At 70.6% G+C, this 19781-nt stretch carries 17 protein-coding genes; 11 read left to right on the forward strand and 6 right to left on the reverse strand.

What is annotated here, in order from left to right; all coding sequences use genetic code 11:
• Positions 1–43: 43 nt before the first annotated feature.
• Genes ACQBAU_RS09255 through ACQBAU_RS09270 form a run of 4 tightly spaced genes read right to left on the reverse strand, consistent with a single transcriptional unit; the run spans position 44 to position 3676 of the window.
• Entirely contained in the window at positions 44–280 is a 237-nt protein-coding gene (locus tag ACQBAU_RS09255) for a hypothetical protein (protein ID WP_465256626.1), read from the reverse strand.
• Positions 234–1559, reverse strand: a complete 1326-nt coding sequence (locus tag ACQBAU_RS09260) for a polysaccharide lyase 6 family protein (protein ID WP_465256627.1) — start codon at positions 1557–1559, stop codon at positions 234–236. Before ACQBAU_RS09260 ends, ACQBAU_RS09255 begins: the two co-directional genes overlap by 47 nt.
• A gap of 27 nt (positions 1560–1586) precedes the next feature.
• Complete coding sequence (locus ACQBAU_RS09265) at positions 1587–2879, reverse strand: amidohydrolase family protein (protein WP_465256628.1); 1293 nt, start codon at positions 2877–2879, stop codon at positions 1587–1589.
• Positions 2876–3676 (reverse strand): IclR family transcriptional regulator, encoded by an 801-nt coding sequence (locus ACQBAU_RS09270; protein WP_465256629.1) that lies wholly within the window; start codon positions 3674–3676, stop codon positions 2876–2878. The genes ACQBAU_RS09265 and ACQBAU_RS09270 overlap by 4 nt, the downstream gene beginning before the upstream one ends.
• A 100-nt stretch (positions 3677–3776) precedes the next feature.
• Here ACQBAU_RS09270 and ACQBAU_RS09275 point away from each other — a divergent pair, with 100 nt between their 5' ends.
• From ACQBAU_RS09275 to ACQBAU_RS09320, 10 genes are all read left to right on the forward strand, one after another.
• Positions 3777–4709 (forward strand): 5-dehydro-4-deoxyglucarate dehydratase, encoded by a 933-nt coding sequence (locus ACQBAU_RS09275; protein ID WP_465256630.1) that lies wholly within the window; start codon positions 3777–3779, stop codon positions 4707–4709.
• Entirely contained in the window at positions 4706–5743 is a 1038-nt protein-coding gene (locus ACQBAU_RS09280) for a pyridoxal-phosphate dependent enzyme (RefSeq protein WP_465256631.1), read from the forward strand. The genes ACQBAU_RS09275 and ACQBAU_RS09280 overlap by 4 nt, the downstream gene beginning before the upstream one ends.
• A 94-nt stretch (positions 5744–5837) precedes the next feature.
• Positions 5838–6155 carry an integration host factor, actinobacterial type gene (mihF, locus tag ACQBAU_RS09285; RefSeq protein ID WP_434550500.1) on the forward strand — a complete coding sequence of 106 codons (318 nt, stop codon included), beginning with the start codon at positions 5838–5840 and terminating at the stop codon, positions 6153–6155.
• Positions 6145–6789 (forward strand): guanylate kinase, encoded by a 645-nt coding sequence (gene gmk, locus ACQBAU_RS09290; RefSeq protein ID WP_434550499.1) that lies wholly within the window; start codon positions 6145–6147, stop codon positions 6787–6789. The genes mihF and gmk overlap by 11 nt, the downstream gene beginning before the upstream one ends.
• Before the next feature lie 29 nt (positions 6790–6818).
• On the forward strand, positions 6819–7163 hold the full coding sequence (rpoZ, locus tag ACQBAU_RS09295; RefSeq protein ID WP_434550498.1) for a DNA-directed RNA polymerase subunit omega: 345 nt from the start codon (positions 6819–6821) through the stop codon (positions 7161–7163).
• Between the two features lie 28 nt (positions 7164–7191).
• Positions 7192–8415 (forward strand): bifunctional phosphopantothenoylcysteine decarboxylase/phosphopantothenate--cysteine ligase CoaBC, encoded by a 1224-nt coding sequence (gene coaBC, locus ACQBAU_RS09300; RefSeq protein WP_465256632.1) that lies wholly within the window; start codon positions 7192–7194, stop codon positions 8413–8415.
• Positions 8416–8451: 36 nt separating this feature from the next.
• Positions 8452–9645, forward strand: coding sequence for a methionine adenosyltransferase (metK, locus tag ACQBAU_RS09305; protein WP_434550496.1), 1194 nt, complete (start codon positions 8452–8454; stop codon positions 9643–9645).
• Positions 9646–9722: 77 nt separating this feature from the next.
• The gene (locus ACQBAU_RS09310; RefSeq protein WP_465256633.1) at positions 9723–11717 is read left to right on the forward strand and encodes a primosomal protein N' family DNA-binding protein; all 1995 of its coding nucleotides are present in this window, start codon (positions 9723–9725) and stop codon (positions 11715–11717) included.
• Positions 11718–11781: 64 nt separating this feature from the next.
• Positions 11782–12702, forward strand: a complete 921-nt coding sequence (gene fmt / locus ACQBAU_RS09315) for a methionyl-tRNA formyltransferase (protein ID WP_465256634.1) — start codon at positions 11782–11784, stop codon at positions 12700–12702.
• Positions 12702–14126, forward strand: a complete 1425-nt coding sequence (locus tag ACQBAU_RS09320; protein WP_465256635.1) for an RsmB/NOP family class I SAM-dependent RNA methyltransferase — start codon at positions 12702–12704, stop codon at positions 14124–14126. The genes fmt and ACQBAU_RS09320 overlap by 1 nt, the downstream gene beginning before the upstream one ends.
• 102 nt (positions 14127–14228) lie before the next feature.
• Here the strand turns inward: ACQBAU_RS09320 and rpe are convergent, their stop codons facing one another.
• Positions 14229–14879, reverse strand: coding sequence for a ribulose-phosphate 3-epimerase (rpe, locus tag ACQBAU_RS09325; protein ID WP_434550492.1), 651 nt, complete (start codon positions 14877–14879; stop codon positions 14229–14231).
• A 32-nt stretch (positions 14880–14911) separates the two neighbouring features.
• Positions 14912–15760 (reverse strand): PAC2 family protein, encoded by an 849-nt coding sequence (locus ACQBAU_RS09330; RefSeq protein ID WP_434550491.1) that lies wholly within the window; start codon positions 15758–15760, stop codon positions 14912–14914.
• Positions 15761–16045: 285 nt separating this feature from the next.
• On the opposite strand from ACQBAU_RS09330, the gene metH reads away from it, so the two are divergent.
• Positions 16046–19774: a methionine synthase gene (metH, locus tag ACQBAU_RS09335; protein WP_434550618.1), complete on the forward strand. Its 3729-nt coding sequence runs from the start codon at positions 16046–16048 to the stop codon at positions 19772–19774.
• The last annotated feature ends 7 nt before the right edge of the window (positions 19775–19781 follow it).

Below are 19781 nucleotides of genomic sequence, written 5' to 3' on the forward strand. Positions count from 1 at the left end.
GGATCGGTGTACGGGTGTGGATTCGGCGTTGTTCAGCGGCAGCTCATCGCCAGTTCCAGCCCGGGCCGACGTCTGCCTTGGTGAGCGGGCGCGTGGTGATGTTGTGGCGCAGCGGGCTGTTGGAGCGGTAGCGGTAGGTGCCGTCGGCCTGCTGCACCAGGCCCGGGTCGGTGATCTCGATGCCGGGAACGTCGGTGAGGCCCTCCAGGTTGCCACCGTGGAACTGGTTGTCCTCATAGATGATGTCGCCGATCGGCGGCACCTCGACCTCGTCGATCACCGGGGCGGGCGATTCGTTGCCGACGATGGCGTTCTCCCGGTAGGTGATGTTTCTCCACCGGTACGTCCCAGCCCTTCTCCTCGCTGTAGTACATGTTGACGATGATGTTCTTGGCGTTGTCGACGAAGGTGTTGTTCTCGACGACGACGTCCTTGGTCGGGTAGTAGCTGCCGACACCGGGGCCGTTCTTGGCATCACCGGCATAGAGCTGGAGGGCCGCCTTGCCCCGGGGTTGGCACCCTTGGACGTAGTTGCCCCGGATGACGTGCCCCTCACCGATCATCAGCATGCCGCCGGTGTAGTAGCCGTCGTTGGTCTCCATGCCGGGGAAGATGAAGTTTCGTTCCACGGTGTTGAAGCTGCCGGCGCGACTGCAGATCGAGCCGGACGCCTTCCAGAACGTGTTGTCCCGGATGGTGCTGTTGCTGCTCTTGAGGCTGACGATCCGGCCGATGCCCTCCATGTTCTCGAACACGTTGCGCTCGATGACCGAGTACGCAGGCTCGAGGGCGTTCACACCGTCACCCAGCCGGATCACCACCGCCGCCGCGCTGTAGCCGTTGTTGGGGATGTCGGAGAAGTAGTTGTTGTCGATCCGGTGGTGGTCGGGTACGCCCAGGGGACGCCACCCGATGATCAACAGTGCGTAGCTGATCTTGTTCAGGAAGGCGCAGTGGTCGATGCGGTTGTGGGTGCCCCACAGGCCGACCCAGACGTCCTTGCCGGCGGGGAGCACCTGTTCCTTGTTGAAGCGGTCCACCACGACGTTGGTCAGCCGGCAGTGGTTGGAGTACTGGGTCTGCGTGCCGGGAGCCGCGTTCTCGTCCCAGTCACTGAACTGGATCAGGTGCAGATGGTTCAGGGGTGCGGCGCCGTCCCGGAACGTCAGCCCGTCGACCACCAGATGGTCACCGATGATCCTCAGGTACGAGGTCCCGGAGATGATCACCTTGCCCGGCGTCTGGGCCCGCAGTGTGATCGGCCCGTCCGGGGTGCCCATGGCACGGAAGTCGATTCCGATGTCACGCCAGGTGCCGTTCTTCAACATGATCACGTCACCGGGCTCCGAGGCGGCGATCGCGGCGGTGAGCTCAGCAGGGGTCTTCACGAGTAGGTGGCGGCTCGGCGCGGTGGGCTGTACGTCGGCCAGCGCCGTTTTCGTGTCGAGGGCGGTCGCACCGACACCGACGCCGACGGCGCCGGCTGCGGACAGGAATCCTCGACGGGACAGGGATGCGGGCTGGGTGGAGCGGTGCATTGCACTGGGGGAGTGCTGCATGATCGTTCTCCTTGCTGGGTTGGGTACTTACGGTTCCGGCAACGTGTCCGTTCCCGGTATGGGTGGGGTGCCCCGGACGAGCATCCCGTCGCGGACGGTCGTACGACCGCCCTGGATGACGTGCGCGACAGGACCGAGTCCATCCGGGTCGGCGCCGTGCAGGACGGTGAGGTCGGCCTGCAGGCCTGCTGCCACGATGCCCACGTCGGTCAGGCCGAGGGCTGTCGCAGCGTGCGAGGTCGCCGTCGCGACCGCCTGCCCGGCCGTCAACTGCAGGGTCGCCATCGCACAACGCAGACTCGACAGGAAGGTCCGGAACGGGGTGAACCGCACCCCGGCGTCACTGGCGACCACCAATGGCACGTCGGCGTCCAGCAGCGCCCGGGCCCATGCGAAGTCGTGGTCGAGCCGTCCCGTCGGCGAGGAGGCGATGACGGTGTCACGCTGTTCCGGGGTCAGGTCGACGCCCGCCTCGTCGGTCAGCGCCCGTTGCAGGCCGGCGAAGGTGACCACCGGCACCGACCGGGTGCCGGCCAGCAGCTCGACCAACTGCTGCGGGGGAGACAGCGCCCCGGTCGAGTCGCGCCACAGGCAGTGCTCGATCGTGTCGACCCCACCTCGGACCGCCCCTGCAATGCTGTCGACGTTCTGCGCATGGGCGGCGACCCGCAGGCCGCGCGCATGGGCCGTACGGACCGCCAGCGCGACCTGTTCGTCGCTGAACTGGGCGGCCAACGGATCGGACTCCCGGGTCATGTTGCCGCCGCTGGTCATCAGCTTCACCAGGTCGACTCCGCTGTCGGCCAACCGGTGCACCGCGGTGATCAACTCCTCGTCGGTGGTGACGACGTTGCCGCACCAGTTGAGGTGTCCGGTCGTGGTGGTGATCGGCGCCCCGGCGGTGAGGATCCGGGGCCCGCTGACCAGGCCTCGGCGTTGCCGATCCCGTAGCGACGCAACGATGCCGCGGGTGTCGCCGCAGTCGCGGACGGTGGTCAGCCCGCCGAGCAGCGCCTCGGCCGCATTGGTCGTCCCGATCCCGGCCAGGGCGGCGTCATCGCCGTTCTCGAACGTGCGGCGGGTGAGGGTGTGGTCACTGTCGCTGGTGAACAGCAGGTGGACGTGGGCGTCGATCAGCCCCGGGACCAGCGTGGTGCCGGGCAGCCGCTCGACCCGGTCGGCATCGCTGGCCGGCGGGACGTCCGCGGCATCGCGCACGGCCAGGATCCGATCGTCCTCGATGCCGACGGCGATGTCATGGCGGGGCACACCACCGGTGCCGTCGTGCACGGTGTCGACGATCAACCACCGACGGGTCATCGTGGGGCCACCTCCGGCAGCGAACTGCCGACCCGGCCGATCTCGGCAGCCGCTGCCAGCAGCTGCTCGACGATCAACGCCTCCCGCTCCGGACTGATCCGTCCGATCGGCACCGAACAACTGATCGCGTCGTACGGATGGGTGCCGTACGGCAGCGCCACGCCGATGCAGTGGAGGCCCGGCGTGTTCTCCTCGCGCTCGACGGCGTAACCCTGTTCCCGAGTGCGCGCGAGCTGCTCGTCGAGGGCATGGCGGTCGGTCACGGTCTGCGGTGTCAACGCCGGCAGCGGATCGGTCAGGTGTCGGTCGAGCTGGTCGGGCGGCTGGGCGGCCAACAGGGCCTTGCCCAAGGACGTACAGCTCGCCGGGAGGCGACGCCCCACCCGGTTGATCACCCGCAGGTACTGGGTGGACTCCCGGGTGGCGAGGTAGACCACGTCGCTGCCGTCCAGGCGGGCGAGGTGGACGGTCTCGTCCAAGGTGGTGTGCAGTCGGTCCAGCCACGGCTGCACCAGTTGGACGCACGGGTCGGCGTCGAGATAGCTCACCCCGGCGATCAGCGCGCGAATCCCGATCCCGTACAACACACCGGACTGGTCACGTTGCACCCAGCCCAGTTCGGTGAGGGTCTGCAGCAGGGCGTACGCACTGCTCCGCGGGATGCCCGTCGCCTCGGCCACCTCGCGGATCCGGACCGACTGGCCACGCCGGCTCGCCAGGAACTCGAGCACCAGGACCGTGTGCTCGGCCGACTTGACGCGCCGAACCCCACCAGTTCCGGATGGTGCGCTGGTCATGTGCGGGCTCCTCCTCTGCGAAAGCAGTGCCATGGCCGATGTTAAGGTCGCTACTACATTCGTGCAAGCCTGCTTCATATGTAGCTGATCGGGGGAACCGATGGTGGGTCTGGCCGACGTACTGGCGGCGCAACTGGGGCGAGGTGTGCTGGCCTTCCCGCTTACCGCGTTCACCGACGACGGCGAATCGATCAGTGTCGACGGCTGTCGCAGCCACGTCCGGCACCACCTGGCGACCGGGGCCGCCGGGCTGTTCGTGGCCTGCGGGACCGGCGAGTTCGCCAGCCTGACCGAGGCCGAGTACGCCGAGGTGATCACGGTGGCGGCAGCCGAGGCCGACCGCCGGGTGCCCGTGCTCGCCGGCATCGGGTACGGCTTCGCGCAGGCCCGCCGGATGGCCGGGATTGCTGTGGGGGCAGGGATCGACGGGCTCCTGGTGATGCCGCCCTACCTCGCCCGGGGCTCCGATGCCGGGCTCGTCGAGTACGTGCGGCGCATCGCGGCGGGCACGGACCTTCCGTTGATCGTCTACCTGCGCGACCTGATGAAGGTGTCGACTGAAGCGCTCGAGCAGTTGGCGGCCATCGAGACCGTGATCGGGTTCAAGGACGGGCACTCTTCGTTCATGGAACTGCAGCGGGCCCGGCTCGCCCTGGGGCCGGACTTCCTGCTGTTCAACGGATCGCTGACCGCCGAGATGCAGTACCGCCCGTACGCCAGCCTCGGCATCCGGGGCTATTCGTCGGCGGTGCAGGCCTTCGTCCCCGAGATCGCCGGCGTCTTCTTCACCGCGGCACAGCGCGACGACCAGCCACGGATGGACGAGTTGCTCAGCGGCTTCTACAGTCCGCTGGTCGCGCTGCGGGACCGGATCCCCGGGTACGCGGTGTCGTTGATCAAGGCCGGTGCCCGACTGCGGGGGCAGCCGGTCGGACCGGTGCGGGCACCGCTGACCGATCCGACCCCGGACCACCTCGCCGAGCTCGAGTTGATCACTCGCCGGGGCCTGGCACTGGTGGGGGCCGAACTGTGACGCCTGACGAGGTACGGCGTCGGCTGGCCGACCTGGCCCGGGTCGAGCTCGCCGAACTGCCGACCCCGCTGACGGACTGCCCCCGGCTGTCCTCGGTGATCGACGGCCCCCGGATCATGATCAAGCGGGACGACTGCACCGGGCTGGCGTTCGGCGGCAACAAGGTGCGCCAGCACGAGTACGTCCTCGGTGACGCCATCGCCGCCGGTGCCGACTGCCTGGTCCAGGGGGCCGCCACCCAGTCGAACCACTCCCGGCAACTCGCCGCAGCCGGCGCCCGGCTGGGCCTGGACACGTACCTGCTGCCGAAGCTTCCGGACCCACCCGTGCCGGCCCAGGGCAACTACCTGGTCGACCACCTGTTCGGCGCCCACATCCGCCCCATCGGGCCGGGGGAGAGCAGCATCGCGGCCAAGCAGGCGCTGGTCGCCGAGCTGGAACGGGCGGGACGGCGGCCATACGTCACCGGGATGGGGGCCGACCGGGCCCTGCTGTTGGCGGCGGTGGCCTACGTCGACGCGGTCGTCGAGATCGTGGAGCAACTTCCCCCGGGGGCCCGCTTGGACGCGATCTACACCACCTCCCAGGGCAGCACCCAGGCCGGTCTGCTGCTGGGCTGTGCGCTGCTCGGGCTGTCGACGTCGGTGGTCGGGATCTGTCCGATGCCGCCCGAGCACGAGGCCTGGATCGCGCCCGACCAGGTGGCCGACATGGTGCGCGGGGCCGGTGACCTGATCGGCGCCGAGCCGGACACCCCGTACGGCGAGGTCGAGTTGCGGCAGGACTTCGTCGGGCCGGGGTACGGCGTCGGCTCGGCGGCCGGTCGGGAGGCGATGGCGCTGCTCGGTCGGACCGAGGGCATCCTGCTCGACCCGGTGTACACCGCCAAGGGGTTCTCCGGGTTGCTGGCCGACTGTCGGGCGGGCCGGTGGAGTGCGGAGCAGACGGTCGTCTTCGTGCACACCGGTGGCCTGCCCGGCCTGTTCGCCCAACCCGACGAGGTGCTCGCCGCAGCGCGGACCGACCTCGGGTGAGAGGGGGCGTGCACGCCCACGCAACGCGGGATACGGTGGGGACCCGACCCATCCGAACCCGGGTGCGGCGCGATCGTGAGGACGACTGGCCACCGTGTCATTGGCACCACTGAGTGACGACGAATTGCGGGCTGCGCGTGCCCGGGCGACCGAGGCTCGACGGCACCGCGCCCGGGTGAAGGACGACCTGCGACGCGGCCAGGTCAGCCTGGCCGACGTGCTCGACCTGGCACGCACCGACGACGTGGTCGCACAGACCCGGGTGGTCGACGTGCTGAAGTGCCTGCCCAGGGTGGGGGACAAGAAGGCCCGGGCGGCGATGAGCCGGCTCGACATCGCCGAGAACCGTCGCCTGCGCGGGCTGGGGCGACACCAGGTGAAGGGTCTGAAGGACGAGTTCGGTGACGACTGAGCAGGACCAGACCGGCACCGTCACCGTGGTGTCCGGGCCGACCGCCGTCGGCAAGGGCACGGTCTGCGCGCGGCTGCGGGAACTCCGGCCCGACGTGTGGCTGTCGGTCTCGGCAACCACGCGGACGCCGCGGCCCGGCGAGGTGGAGGGCGTCCACTACTACTTCGTCGACGACGCCGAGTTCGACCGCCTGGTCGACCAAGGCCAGATGCTGGAGTGGGCGACGGTGCACAACGCCGCACGGTACGGCACCCCCCGCCGGCCCGTCGCCGAAGCGGTCGCGGCCGGCCGGCACGTGATCCTGGAGATCGACCTCCAGGGCGCCCGCCAGGTACGGCAGTCGTGGCCCGGTGCCCGGTTCGTCTTCCTGGAGCCCCCGTCGTGGGACGAACTGATCCGCCGGCTAGTCGGCCGGGGGACCGAGGACGAGGCCGACCGGGCACGCCGGCTGCGCACCGCGAAGGACGAGATGGCGGCCCGCAGCGAGTTCGACCACGTCGTGGTGAACGGGGAGGTGGAACAAGCGGTGGCGGAGTTGGTAGGCTTGCTGGGCTTGCCCCCACACCCGCCCGCCTCCGGAACCTCCCGGGGCGGCCTGCAGGATGGGGTCGAGACGACCACGCCCTTCTCGTGAAGGGCACCAGCCAGTTGAAGGGCCACGACTTGACGAACCACGCTGTGCACGAAGGTGGCATCACCTCCCCGTCGATCGACGACCTCCTCACCAAGGCCGACAGCAAGTACGGTCTGGTGCTGTTCGCCGCCAAGCGGGCGCGCCAGATCAACGCCTACTACTCCCAGCTCGGCGAGGGCCTGCTGCAGAACGTGGGCCCGCTGGTCGAGACCGGTGTCCAGGAGAAGCCGCTGTCGATCGCGCTGCGCGAGCTGAACGCCGGCGTACTCGTGGCCACCCCGATCGACCCGGAGGCCGAAGCGGCCGCGGCCGACGCCGACGGCGCGACCGACGAGCTCGAAGGCTTCGAGCCGACCCCCGAGCCCGGGGCCTGACCCCACCCGACCGGGTGGACCTCCGCCGATGAGCCGCATCGTCCTCGGGGTCGCCGGCGGCATCGCCGCGTACAAGGCCTGCGAGGTCCTGCGCGGACTGACCGAGGCCGGCCACGACGTGACCGTGGTGCCGACCCCGGCCGCGTTGGAGTTCGTCGGGGAGACGACCTTTGCCGCACTGTCGGGCAAACCGGTCCGGACGGGTGTGTTCGCCGACCCCGAAGAGGTCAACCACGTCCGGCTCGGCCGTGAGGCCGACCTGGTGGTCGTGGTCCCGGCGACCGCCGACCTGATGGCGCGGGCCGCAACCGGCCGGGCCGACGACCTGCTGACCAGCACACTGCTGACCGCCACCGCGCCGGTGCTGCTGTGCCCGGCGATGCACACCGAGATGTGGCAGCACCCGGCGACCGTCGCGAACGTGGCGACCCTCCGATCGCGCGGGGTCGTCGTACTCGACCCGGCCAGTGGCCGCCTCACCGGCGCCGACACCGGACCCGGCCGGCTGCCCGACCCCGAGGAGATCCTCGCGGTCGCCCGTTCGCTGGTCAGCGCACCGGCGATCGCCACCTCCGCCGCGGCGGCCGACCTGTCCGGCCTGGTGGTCGCGGTGTCGGCCGGCGGCACCCGCGAGGCGCTCGACCCGGTGCGCTACCTCGGCAACGCCTCGTCCGGGCGGATGGGGGTCGCGCTCGCCCGCGCCGCCGCACTGCGCGGGGCGACCGTACGACTGGTCGCGGCCCACCTGGCGGTGCCGGTGCCGTCCGGGGTCGAGGTCACCCAGGTCTCCAGCACCGGTGACCTGGCCGAGGCGATGCACATCGCCGCCGACGGCGCCGACGCCGTGGTGATGGCCGTGGCCGCCGCCGACTTCACCCCCACCGCGCCCAGTCAGGGCAAGATCAAGAAGTCCGGCGACGACGGCGTCACCCTCGAGCTGGTCCAGACCACCGACGTGCTGCGCTCCCTGGTCGAGGCGCGTACCGACGCGGCACAGACGCTGGTCGGGTTCGCCGCGGAGACACCGGGCGCCGGCCAGGACCTGGTGACGATGGCGAAGGCGAAGCTGCGCCGCAAGGGGTGCGACCTGATCGTCGTCAACGACGTCACCGCCGGCCGGGTGTTCGGCCAGGCCGACAACGCGATCACGCTGGTCGACCCGGCGGACGTGCGTGGCCCATACCTTGGGTCCAAGGAGGTGCTGGCGCACCGGATCTGGGATCGCGTCCGCGAACTCCGTGCCGCGGACTAGGGTTTCGGCTCACCGCTGCTGCAGAAAGGACCCCGCATGGGCAGGCGACTGTTCACCTCCGAGTCGGTCACCGAAGGGCACCCCGACAAGATCGCCGACCAGATCAGCGACAACGTGTTGGATGCCATGCTGGAACGCGATCCCGAGAGCCGGGTCGCGGTCGAGACGTTGGTGACCACCGGGCTCGTGGTGGTCGCCGGTGAGGTCACCACCGAGTCGTACGTGGAGATCCCGCGGATCGTCCGCGAGACCATCCTCGGCATTGGCTACGACTCGTCGAAGAAGGGGTTCGACGGTGCCTCGTGCGGGGTGTCGATCGCGCTCGGCCAGCAGTCGCCCGACATCGCCCAAGGCGTCGACACCGCCGAGGAGCAGCGCCTCGGCACCGCCGGTGACGACTTCGACCGGCAGGGGGCCGGGGACCAGGGGCTGATGTTCGGCTACGCCTGCACCGAGACCGCCTCGCTGATGCCGCTGCCGATCGACCTCGCCCACCGGATCACCGAGCGGCTGTCGGAGGTCCGGCGCGACGGCACCCTGCCGTACCTGCGGCCCGACGGCAAGGCCCAGGTCACCATCGAGTACCGGGACGACCAGCCGGTCCGGCTCGACACCGTCGTGCTGTCGACCCAGCACGCCGCCGACATCAGCCTCGACCGGATGCTGGTGCCCGACATCACCCGGCACGTGATCGAGCCGGTGTTGGAGGCGTACGACCTGTTGCACGACGACTACCAGACCTTCATCAACCCGACCGGACGCTTCGAGATCGGCGGCCCGATGGGCGACGCCGGCCTGACCGGCCGCAAGATCATCGTCGACACGTACGGCGGGATGGCCCGGCACGGCGGTGGCGCGTTCTCGGGCAAGGATCCGTCGAAGGTCGACCGCTCCGGGTCGTACGCGATGCGGTGGGTCGCCAAGAACGTGGTCGCCGCAGGGCTCGCGCAGCGGTGTGAGGTGCAGGTGGCGTACGCCATCGGGCGCGCCCACCCGGTCGGCTTCTACGTCGACTGCTTCGGCACCGAGAAGGTCCCGGTGGACCAGATCGAAGCGGCCGTCCGCGCCACCTTCGACCTGCGGCCCGCGGCGATCATCGCCGCCCTCGACCTGAAGCGGCCGATCTACGCCCAGACCGCCGCGTACGGCCACTTCGGCCGCGAGTTGCCCGACCTGACCTGGGAACGGACCGACCGGGCCGACGCCCTCGCCCGCGCCGTCCACGGCTGACGCTCCCCTCCAGGCCCGAGCCTGCACTCGGGACCGCTGACGAGGTCGTGTCGGTGGCGGTCCGTACGATCAGGCCTGTGCCGGACCAGACGACGCTCGACATCCCTACCACGCGGACGTACGCGCAGGTGGCGGTCGACGTGTCGCTGGCCCACCTGGACCGGCCGTTCGACTACGTCGTCCCGGCTGACCTGGTCGACCAGGTCCGGCCGGGGGTACGGGTCCGGGTCCGCTTCGCCGGGCGGTTGCGGGACGGTTTCGTGGTCGGCACCAGCGACACCACCGAGCACGACCGGGTGCAGCCGCTGGAACGCCTGGTCTCTGCGGAGCCGGTGCTGACCGAGGAGGTCACCGGCCTGGTCCGTGCGGTCGCCGACCACTACCTGGGCACCTTCGCCGACGTCGTCCGGCTTGCCGTGCCGACCCGCCACGGCCGCACCGAACAGGCCCAACCGCGGTCCCGCACCCCGGTCGACCCCGAGCGCCTGACCACCGCCGGGCCGGTGTTCGAGCCGTACCGTGGGGGCCCGGAGTTCTTGGCCGCGCTCGGCCGGGGAGCCTCCCCTCGCGCCGCCTGGCAGGTGCTGCCACGGCACGCCGGGCCGGTCGCCGACTGGGCGGCGGGGTTCGCCGCGGCCGCGGCGGCCACGCACGCGTCAGGGCGGGGCAGCCTGTTGATCGTGCCCGACCAACGTGACCTGGCCCGGTTGACCGTCGCCTGCGCCGAAAGGTTCGGCGACGACGGGTTCGTGGTGCTGACCGCCGAGCTCGGGCCGGCGGCCCGCTACCGCGCCTTCCTGGCGGCGCTGCGGGGGCAGGTACCGGTCGTGATCGGCACCCGGGCTGCCGCATTCGCCCCGGTCGCCGACCTCGGTCTGGTGGCGCTGTGGGACGACGGCGACGACGTCCACGCCGAGCCGCGCGCCCCGTACCCGCACGTCCGCGAGGTCCTCGCGCTGCGGGCCGGACGCATCGGCGCGGCAGCCCTGTTCGCCGGTCACGGTCGGACCGCCGAGGTCGCCGAACTGGTCCGCCGCGACTGGCTGCGGGACCTGGTCGCCGACCGCGAGGCCGTCCGCCGGGCCGCCCCGCTGCTGCGGATCGCCGCCGATTCCGAACGCGCCCTCGACCGTGACCCGGCCGCCCGGGCGGCCCGGCTGCCGCGCGACGTGTTCGAGGTGATCCGGACGGGCCTGGCGGCCGGCCCGGTGTTGGTACAGGTGCCGCGGGCCGGCTATCTGGCGGGTCTGGTGTGTCGCACCTGCCGGGAGCCGCTGCGATGTGGGGCCTGTCAGGGGAGTGCGGTGGTCGACCCGGGGCACGGGGTGCGCTGCCGCCAGTGCGGTCGGGACGTGCCACGCCACCCGTGCCCCGAGTGTGGTGACGACGGTTGGCGGGCACCGGTGGTCGGTGCGGTCCGGACCGGGGAAGAACTGGGCAAGGCGTTCCCGCAGACCGTGGTGCACCAGTCGTCGGGTGACCGGGTCCTCGACGAGGTGCCCGACACCCCGTCACTCGTCGTGGCGACACCGGGCGCGGAGCCGTACTGCCGCACCGGGTATGCGGCCGCGGTGCTGCTCGACACCACGTTGCTGCTGCAGCGGGCCGACCTGCGGGCCGCGGAGGAGGCCCTACGCCGCTGGTGGAACGCGACCGCACTGGTCGTGGGAGGTGCGGCAGGAGGCAGCGTGATCGCGGTCGGCCCGGCCGAATCGGCCGCCCTGCAGGCGTTCCTGCGGCTCGACCCGGTGACCGCGGCCGAGCGGGAGCTCGGCCAGCGCGACGAGACCGGGTTCCCGCCGGCCGGCCGGATGGTGGCCCTGGAGGGAGCCGCAGCCGTCGTCGAGGAGGTCGCCGACCAGGTGGGGCTTGACAGGGTCACCCGGTGGGGTCCGGTCGAGGCGGCCGCTCCGAAGCACAGCGAGGAGGCGTGGGTCCGGCTGAGCCTGGTGGTGGAACGCTCCCGCGGGAACGCGTTGGTCCGCGCGGTGCGCGACGTGATGGCGACCCGGACCGCCCGCAAGGACGACGGGACCGTCCGGATCCGGGTGGACCCCCAGGTGATCGGCTGATCAGCCCGCGACTCGGTGCCCGACACCTCCCGGCACGACGGGCCGGGGCCAATAGAATGCGGTGGTGCGCCTCGTCTTTGCCGGAACTCCCGAAGTAGCCCTCCCATCGCTGGAGGCGGTCGTCGCCTCCGACCACGACGTCGTCGCGGTGATCACGCGGCCCGACGCACCAGCCGGTCGGGGTCGGTCGCTGCGGCCCAGCCCGGTGGGGGAACGGGCCGCCGAGCTCGGGCTGGAGGTGCTGAAGCCCACCAAGCCCGGGGACGCCGACGCGGTCGCCCGGCTCACCGAACTGCGACCCGACTGCTGCCCGGTGGTGGCCTACGGGGCGCTCGTCCCGCAGCGGGTGATCGACATCCCGACCCACGGCTGGGTCAACCTGCACTTCTCGTTGCTGCCGCGGTGGCGTGGTGCGGCGCCGGTGCAGCACGCGGTGATGGCCGGTGACGCCGAGACCGGCGCGTGCACCTTCTCCCTGGTCAAGGCGATGGACGCCGGACCGGTGTACGACACGATCACCGCACCGATCGATCGCGACACCACCGCCGGTGACCTGTTGGAGTCGTTGGCGCACGACGGTGCCCAGCTGCTGGTCCGCACCCTGGACGCGATCGACGCCGGCACCGCCGTGGCGACCGACCAGCCGGCCGACGGGGTGACGATGGCACCCAAGATCACCGTCGAGGACGCTCGGGTCGACTGGCACCGGACGGCGGTCGAGATCGACCGGCAACTGCGTGGGTGCAGTCCGTTCCCCGGCGGGTGGACCACCTTCCGTGACGCCCGGTTCAAGATCAACTCCGCCCGTCCCACCGGTGGGGCGGCCGCACCCGGGAAGTTGATCGTCGCCAAGAGCGGGGTCGCGGTCGGCACCGGTGACGGGCTGTTGGAGCTGGGCACGATCCAACCCCAGGGCAAGAAGGCGATGGCGGCCGCCGACTGGGCGCGGGGCGTCCAGTTCTCCGACGACGAGGCGCTGGTCTGATGTTGGAGCGGGAACGGCCCAACCGGAGCCGTCGGCCGGGCGGGAAGCCGGCGAAAGCACCGCCGACACCGCAGAAGCCCAAGGTCGACCCGGTACGGCTCGCTGCCCTGCGTGCCCTGCAACAGGTGACCGGTGACGGCGCCTACGCCAACCTCGTCGGTCCGTCCATGATCAACCGCCACGGTCTCACCGGTCGCGACGCGGCGCTCGCCACCGAGTTGATCAACGGCACCTGCCGGGCGATCGGGACGTACGAGTTGATCATCGAGGCCGCCGCCCGACGTGACACCCGTGAGCTCGACCCGGACGTGGTGGACGTGCTGTGCCTCGGCGTGCACCAACTGGTGGCCACCCGGATCCCCGCCCACGCAGCGATCTCGACGAGTGTCGACCTGGCGCGCAGTGTGGTGGGGGAGCGGGTCACCGGTCTGGTGAACGCGGTGCTGCGGAAGGTGTCGATGCGTGACCTCGACGCCTGGCTCGACCTGCTGACCGAGGACGTCGACCCGACCGAGGCCCTCGCCATCCGCACCTTCCATCCCCGGTGGATCGTCGACGGGTACGCCGACGTGCTGCCGGCCGACGAACTCGAGCCGGCACTGCGCGCCAACAACGTCGCACCGTCCCCGGTGCTGGTCGCCCGGCCCGGACTGTCGACGGTCGACGAGCTCGTCGCCGAGGGTGCCGTGGCCGAAGGGCCGTCGCCCTACCAGGCCACCTGGCAGGGCAACCCCGGAGACCTGGCGATGATCCGCGACGGTCGAGCCGGGGTGCAGGACGGCGGCTCGCAACTCGTGGCGCTGGCGTTGGCCCGGGCCGAGGCACCACCGGCCGGTCGATGGCTGGACCTGTGTGCCGGGCCGGGCGGCAAGACGTCGCTGCTGACGGGACTGGCCCGGGAGGTGGGGGCCAGCGTGGTGGCGGTGGAACCGTCGACGCACCGGGCCCTGCTGGTGGCGCAGGCCGTCGCCGCCCACCCGGCGGCGTCGGTGACCGTCATCCAGGCCGACGGGACCGAACCGGCCTGGCGCTTCGGCTCGTTCACCCGGGTGCTGGCCGACGTCCCGTGTTCGGGGTTGGGGTCGCTGCGACGCCGCCCGGAGTCACGCTGGCGCCGTCACCCCGACGACGTGAGTGACCTGACCGAGCTACAGACCACGCTGCTGTACGGGGCGATCGACGCCCTGCGACATGGCGGCATCGTCGCGTACGTCACCTGCTCACCCCTGCGTGCCGAGACCGACGACGTCGTGGCCACCGTGGTGGCCGAGCGGAGCGACGTGGAGGTGGTTCCGGCCACCCGCCTGCTGCCCGAGGTGTCCGACGCTGCCAGTGGCGATCGGCGGGTCCGGGGTGCGGTGCAGCTGTGGCCCCACCGGCACGGGACCGACGCGATGTACCTGGCCCTGCTGCGCCGCCGCTGATCACTCGGTTGGTCCTGAGCATCGTGCGCCTGACAGGTATCGGCGAGACTCGGGCGAGCCCTGGTCGTTGTCGAACTGTTTCGGGGCGCTCGCGCGTTGGGGTCAACGGGCGAGGTTGCGGAGGGCGGTGACCATGGCGTCCGGGTCGTCGGCACCGAAGACGGCTGAGCCGGCGACGAAGGTGTCGGCGCCGGCCTCGGCGCAGCGTTCGATGGTGGTGGAGGAGATGCCGCCGTCGACCTGGAGCCGGATCGATCCGCCGTGCTTGGCGATCAGTTCCCGGGTACGGGCAATCTTGGGCAGGCACAGGTCGAGGAACGACTGGCCGCCGAAGCCGGGCTCGACCGTCATCAGCAGCACCATGTCGACCTCACCCAGCAGGTCGCCGTACGACTCGATGGCCGTACCGGGGTTCAGCGCGATCGCGGCCCGGGCACCGGCCTTACGGAGTTCGCGGGCCAACCGTACGGGAGCGCCGGCGGCCTCGACGTGGAAGGTGACCGACTCGGCGCCGGCCTCGGCGTACGAGACGGCCCAACGGTCCGGGTCGTCGATCATCAGGTGGATGTCGAGTTCCTTCGTCGTCACCCGCCGGATCGCCTCGACCACCGGCAGCCCGAGGGTGAGGTTGGGCACGAAGCGGTAGTCCATCACGTCGACGTGCAGTCCGTCGGCGGCCGGGACCCGCTCGATGTCGGACTGGAGGTTGGCGAAGTCGGCCGACAGGATGCTGGGCCAGATCTGTGCGTCCACGCCCCAGAATCTAGTGCACGGACGCTGGCCGGTCAGGTCTGGTTGCGGCGGCGCAGGTAGCGCTGGAACTCGGCGGCGATCGCGTCCCCGGTCGCCTCGGGCAGCTCGGCGGCGTCCTGCTCCTGCTCCAGGCCGGCCACGTACTCGGCGATCTCGGTGTCGTCCTCTGCCAACTCGGCCACGCCACGCTCCCAGGCGCGGGCCAGGTCGGGCAACTCGCCCTGCTCGAGCGGGGTGTCGAGCAGGTCCTCCAGCCGGTGGACCAACGCCAGGGTCGCCTTCGGGCACGGTGAGCTGGACACGTAGTGCGGGACGGCGGCCCACAGCGACACGGTGTCCAGATCGGCCTGCTGGCAGGCCTGGGTCATCACCCCGAGGATCCCGGTCGGGCCCTCGTACGTGGACAGCTCCAGCCCGAGGTCGTCGGCCAACCGCAGGTCCGAGGCGCTGCCCGACACCGGGATCGGACGGGTGTGCGGGGTGTCGGCCAGCAGTGCCCCGAGCAGCACCACCATCGACGGCCGGGCCGACAGGATGCCCGACATCAACTGGTTGGCGTACGCGCGCCAGCGGAAGTTCGGTTCGGGGCCGGAGATGAACAGCACGTGCCGCCCACCGATCACCCCGGTCGACAACGTGGTCGCCGGCCAGTGGATCGTGGTCTCGGTCGGGTCGGGCCGCGACACCTGCGGCCGGTGCACCTGGAAGTCGTAGAACTCCTCGGGGTCCAGGGTGAACAGCTCCCGGGCCTCGGCGACCTCCTGCAGGTGCTCCACGGTCTGCGTCGCCGCCAGCCCTGCGTCATTCCACCCCGAGAACGCCATCACGACGAGCGGGTCGACGAGGTCCCGCAGATCAAGGGGTTCGATCTGATCTGCCATGCCGACACTGTAGTGCGGTCACAGAACTCCCGGCCGGACGTACCCGGGGACACCTGCCCCGGCACACCGGGGCACACCTCACCGCACCTTTGCCGGCGATATCGCCTCCCGGTCGTTCCGGCCCGGGAGTTGTCGGCGGGGGATACTGGACGTGGATCTGCTCGCAGGACCGTGCCCTGACGAGCTGACCAACTGACCCGCCGACCCGAACGAGGACCCTTGCCCACGACCGGATTCCGCCCCGACGCCACCGAGCAACTCACCGACGCGCTGCGCCGGCGCGTGATGGTGCTCGACGGGGCGATGGGCACGATGATCCAGCGGCTGGGCCTGTCGGAGGAGGAGTACCGCGGCGAGCAGTACGCCGACTGGCACCGGGACCTGAAGGGCAACAACGACCTGCTCTCGATCACCCGGCCCGACGCGATCCGCGACATCCACCGGGCCAACCTCGACGCCGGTGCCGACTTCATCGAGACCAACACCTTCAACGCCCAGCGCATCTCGATGGCCGACTACGGCATGGAGGACCTTGCCCGCGAGCTCAACCTCGCCTCGGCCCGGGTGGCCCGTGAGGCCGCCGACGCGGCGACCGCCGCCGACCCGTCCCGACCCCGGTGGGTGATCGGCGCGCTCGGCCCGACCAACAGGACCGCCTCGATCTCACCGGACGTCAACGATCCGGGCAGCCGCAACGTCACCTACGACGAACTCGTCGAGGCCTACCTGGAGCAGGCCGAGGCACTCGTCGAAGGTGGCGTCGACGTGTTGATGATCGAGACGATCTTCGACACCCTCAACGCCAAGGCGGCCATCTTCGCCCTCGAGACGTTGTTCGAGAACCACGACCGGCGGTGGCCCGTGATCATCTCGGGCACCATCACCGACGCCTCGGGTCGCACCCTGTCCGGCCAGGTCACCGAGGCGTTCTGGAACTCCGTCCGCCATGCCCGCCCGCTGGCGGTCGGACTCAACTGTGCCCTCGGTGCGGCCGAGATGCGGCCCTACCTGGCCGAACTGGGCCGGGTCGCCGACACGTTCGTCTCCTGCTACCCCAACGCCGGGCTGCCCAACGAGTTCGGGGAGTACGACGAGACACCCGAGCAGATGTCGGCCGTCGTCGGTGAGTTCGTCACCGCCGGGCTGGTCAACATCATCGGCGGCTGCTGCGGCACCACCCCGGACCACATCGCCCGCCTGGCCGCGGCCGCCGACAACGGCGGCCCACGGACGCCCGCCGAGTCCGCCCCCGCACTGCGGCTGTCGGGGCTGGAGCCGTTCAACGTCACCGCCGACTCGCTGTTCGTCAACGTGGGTGAGCGGACCAACATCACCGGCTCGGCACGGTTCCGGAAGTTGATCAAGGCCGAGGACTACGGCACCGCCCTCGACGTCGCACGGCAACAGGTCGAGGCCGGCGCCCCGGTGATCGACATCAACATGGACGAGGGGATGATCGACGGCGTCGCCGCGATGCGACGCTTCGTCAACCTGGTCTCGTCCGAACCCGACATCAGCCGGGTCCCGCTGATGATCGACTCCTCGAAGTTCGAGGTGATCGAGGCCGGCCTGAAGTGCGTCCAGGGCAAGCCGATCGTCAACTCCGTCTCGATGAAGGAGGGTGAGCCGGCGTTCATCGAACACGCCCGCCTGTGCCGCAAGTACGGTGCCGCGATCGTGGTGATGGCGTTCGACGAGGACGGCCAGGCCGACGACCTGGCGCGCCGCAAGGAGATCTGCGCGCGGGCGTACGCCATCCTCACCGAGCAGGTGGGGTTCCCGGCCGAGGACATCATCTTCGACCCCAACATCTTCGCGCTCGCGACCGGCATCGAGGAGCACGCCCGCTACGGGCTCGACTTCATCGAGGCGACCGCCTGGATCAAGCAGAACCTGCCCGGCGTGCTGGTGTCGGGCGGAGTCTCCAACGTCTCGTTCTCCTTCCGGGGCAACAATGCGGTCCGTGAGGCGATCCACTCGGTGTTCCTGTTCCACGCGATCGACGCGGGCATGGACATGGGCATCGTCAACGCCGGCCAGCTGGTCGTCCACGACGCGATCGACCCCGAGCTGCGGGACCGGATCACCGACGTCGTGCTCAACCGCCGACCCGACGCCGCCGAACGACTGCTCGAGATCGCCGAACGGTTCAACACCACCGGCCAGGACACCGCTGAGGCCAAGACCGAGGAATGGCGCGCCCTGCCCGTCGCCGAACGGATCACCCACGCCCTGGTGAAGGGCATCGACTCCCACGCCGAGGCCGACACCGAGGAACTCCGACTCGAGATCGCCGCCCGCGGTGGCAAGCCGATCGAGGTGATCGAAGGACCCCTGATGGACGGCATGGGCGTCGTCGGTGACCTGTTCGGCGCCGGCAAGATGTTCCTGCCGCAGGTGGTGAAGTCGGCCCGGGTGATGAAGAAGTCGGTGGCCCACCTGATCCCGTTCATCGAGGCCGAGAAGGACCCCAACGCCGCCGCCCGGCCGAAGGGCCGGATCGTGATGGCCACGGTCAAGGGCGACGTCCACGACATCGGCAAGAACATCGTCGGCGTCGTGCTGCAGTGCAACAACTACGACGTGATCGACCTTGGGGTGATGGTGCCGGCCCAGCAGATCCTCGACACCGCCCGCGAACACGAGGCCGACGTGATCGGCCTCAGCGGACTGATCACCCCGTCGCTGGACGAGATGGTCAACGTGGCCGCCGAGATGGAACGCACCGGCTTCGAGATCCCGCTGCTGATCGGCGGCGCGACCACCTCCCGAGCCCACACCGCGGTCAAGATCGACAAGAGCTACCACGGCCCGGTGGTGTGGGTGAAGGACGCCTCCCGGTCGGTGCCGGTGGTCGCCCAGCTGCTGTCCGAGACCGGCCGCAAGCAGCTGCTCGCCGACGTCGACGCCGACTACGACGCACTCCGTCGCCGGCACGCCGCCAAGGCGACCGAACGGCCACTGCTGTCGTACGAGGAGGCCCGGGCCCGGGCGACCCCGATCGCGTGGACCGACTACCAGCCACCGCGGCCGCGGATGCTGGCCGGGCAGGAACCCGACCGGTGGCCGGGCGCGCCGAACGCACACCGGGACACCGGCGCCCGACAGTACGTGCGCACCTTCATCGACTACCCGCTGTCGGAGCTGCGGCGCTACATCGACTGGCAGCCGTTCTTCAACGCCTGGGAGATGAAGGGCTCGTTCCCCGACATCCTCAACAACCCCGCCACCGGCGAGGCGGCCAAGCGGCTGTACGACGACGCGCAGGCCATGCTCGACCGGGCCATCGAGGAGCACTGGCTGCAGGCCAACGGCGTGATCGGGCTGTTCCCGGCGAACGCGGTCGGCGACGACATCGAGGTGTACGCCGACGAGGAGCGGACCGAGGTGATCGAGACGCTGTCGATGCTGCGCCAGCAGGGGGAGCACCGACCCGGCATCCCCAACCGGTCGCTGGCCGACTACGTCGCGCCCAAGGACTCCGGGCTGGCCGACCATGTCGGCGCGTTCGCCGTCACCGCCGGGTTGGGGGCCCAGGAGAAGATCACGCAGTTCAAGGCCGAGCTCGACGACTACAGCGCCATCCTGCTGGAGTCGGTCGCCGACCGGCTCGCCGAGGCGTTCGCCGAGCGGCTGCACGAGCGGATCCGCAAGGAGCTGTGGGGCTACGCCCCTGACGAGGACCTCGACAACGACGCCCTGATCCGGGAACGCTACCGGGGCATCCGGCCCGCACCGGGCTACCCGGCCTGCCCGGAGCACACCGAGAAGGCGACGCTGTGGCGGCTGCTGGACGTCGAGGCCAACACCGGCATCGAGTTGACCGACTCGATGGCGATGTGGCCAGGTGCTGCGGTGAGCGGCTGGTACCTCAGCCACCCGGACAGCCAGTACTTCGTCGTCGGTAGGCTCGGCCGGGACCAGGTCGAGTCGTACAGCAGCCGCAAGGGCTGGACCCTGGCCGAGGGGGAGCGTTGGCTCTCCTCCAATCTCGGCTACCTGCCCGAGGACTGACCCCACC

The organism is Carbonicoccus niuqiaonis (genome assembly GCF_050157065.1).
In the GTDB taxonomy this organism is placed as follows: Bacteria; Actinomycetota; Actinomycetes; order Propionibacteriales; family Propionibacteriaceae; genus Avipropionibacterium.

What these genes read in the sequence shown, in the direction of transcription:
- ACQBAU_RS09270 (WP_465256629.1), bottom strand. Translation starts at nt 3,676, where the DNA reads ATGACCAGCGCACCATCCGGAACTGGTGGGGTTCGGCGCGTCAAGTCG.
- ACQBAU_RS09320 (WP_465256635.1), top strand. Translation starts at nt 12,702, where the DNA reads ATGTTGGAGCGGGAACGGCCCAACCGGAGCCGTCGGCCGGGCGGGAAG.
- metH (WP_434550618.1), top strand. Translation starts at nt 16,046, where the DNA reads ATGGTGCTCGACGGGGCGATGGGCACGATGATCCAGCGGCTGGGCCTG.
- ACQBAU_RS09260 (WP_465256627.1), bottom strand. Translation starts at nt 1,559, where the DNA reads ATGCAGCACTCCCCCAGTGCAATGCACCGCTCCACCCAGCCCGCATCC.
- ACQBAU_RS09275 (WP_465256630.1), top strand. Translation starts at nt 3,777, where the DNA reads ATGGTGGGTCTGGCCGACGTACTGGCGGCGCAACTGGGGCGAGGTGTG.
- ACQBAU_RS09330 (WP_434550491.1), bottom strand. Translation starts at nt 15,760, where the DNA reads ATGGCAGATCAGATCGAACCCCTTGATCTGCGGGACCTCGTCGACCCG.
- metK (WP_434550496.1), top strand. Translation starts at nt 8,452, where the DNA reads ATGGGCAGGCGACTGTTCACCTCCGAGTCGGTCACCGAAGGGCACCCC.
- coaBC (WP_465256632.1), top strand. Translation starts at nt 7,192, where the DNA reads ATGAGCCGCATCGTCCTCGGGGTCGCCGGCGGCATCGCCGCGTACAAG.
- ACQBAU_RS09265 (WP_465256628.1), bottom strand. Translation starts at nt 2,879, where the DNA reads ATGACCCGTCGGTGGTTGATCGTCGACACCGTGCACGACGGCACCGGT.